This is a genomic window from Streptomyces sparsus, from assembly GCF_054776295.1.
Genome location: NZ_BAAHCA010001144.1, coordinates 1 through 1,384 on the forward strand (window position 1 = coordinate 1; position 1,384 = coordinate 1,384).

Consider the following 1,384-nt stretch of genomic DNA (forward strand, 5'->3'; position numbering starts at 1 on the left):
CACCGCCCGGCCGGGGCGCGGGGCCGGCCGGTGCGGGCCAGGGGGCCTGGTGGCTGGGACCGGTGGTCGGCTTCGGCGACCGGGGCTGTGACCGGCTTCGGTGAAGGTCAGCCGTAGCTGCGGTTGCCGCGGCGACGGCGGCGCTGACCGATCAGCGCGTCCAAGGAGAACAGCGGCGCGCCGGCGATGATCAGCGGGATCCACGCGACCAGGTACGGCAGGTCCTGGCTGTAGTAGTAGGGACCGACGTCCCAGCTGATGGTGAGCCAGAACGACAGCGAGATCAGCGCGCCGCCCACCGCGGCTATTCGGGCCAGCAGCCCGACCAGGGTGCCCAGACCCACCGCGATCTCACCGAAGGCGATGGCGTACCCGAAGGTCTCCGGATCATTGAGCGCCAGGTCCAGCAGCCAGGGCGCGGCGGCTCCGGGGATCGACTGGAGCAGCGCGGTCATGGACGCCGGGAACGCCGGGTCGGTGAGCTTGTCCAGGCCGGCGTAGACGAACGTGACGCCGAGGAACAGCCGCAGCGGCAGCAGCGCCAGGCGCGCGAGGTCCGCGCGGGGACCGGCGTCGCCCGGGTCGAGCTGGGGTCCGTCCTGCCGATCCGAGTGAGACGAGTGAGCCATGGTGCTGCCCCTTCCCGCAAGGTGGTCCGGTGTCCTGCGCTTCCGGCGTCTCCGGTGGGAACGGAACGCCGGGTGCCGTGGTTCCGGTGGTGTCGTGCGTACGGGGAGCCTTCCCCGTTGATCTCTCGTGAGGCAGTACGCGGTGGCCGGACGGCAGGTTCAGCGCCCCTCGACCGGCATCGCCCGGTCCCTGACCTCAGTCCCTGACCTCAGTCCATGACCTCGATCGTGTGGCGGTTCGACTCGACCCCGGCCGCGGTGACGACCTGCACCTCCAGCATGCCCGGCTCGACCTCCGCCGGCACGGGCACGGTCAGGATCGTGTCGGACGGATTGGCGAAGCCGCCGGGGACCGGCACCAGCGGCACGTGGACGTGGACCGGGCCGATCCGCACGACGGTTCGCGCCAGCAGGTGTGGCGGTCGGGCGCCCGGCGGGACGAACCCGGTGCCGCGGATCTCGATGTCGTCGCCCGGCCGGATCGGCGCGTCCAGGTCCCCCGCCTCCCGGGAACGGACGACCGAGTGCACGACCGGCCGACCGCCCGCTGTCCACCGACCGGCGAGGTGGACGCCGGCGGACACCGCCGTCAGCAGCGCCAGGGTGAGGGGCAGCTCTGGCAGCCGCTCGGGCTGCCGGACGAGGGCCGCGCCCGCGTAGCCGACCGCGACCGCGGCGACCAGGACGTACTGGGCCGGGACGAGACTGCCGCGTCCGGCGTCGTCGGTGAGCAGGTCCGCCGCACGCGGGCGGTC

At 73.3% G+C, this 1,384-nt stretch carries 1 protein-coding gene and 1 pseudogene; both read right to left on the reverse strand.

The window, feature by feature from the left end:
- Window positions 1–107 precede the first annotated feature (107 nt).
- Window positions 108–629, reverse strand: coding sequence for a DoxX family protein (locus tag ACYVE9_RS26980; protein WP_461030513.1), 522 nt, complete (start codon window positions 627–629; stop codon window positions 108–110).
- A gap of 209 nt (window positions 630–838) precedes the next feature.
- Window positions 839–1,384 (reverse strand): annotated as a pseudogene (locus tag ACYVE9_RS26985) (hypothetical protein); the annotation flags it as partial.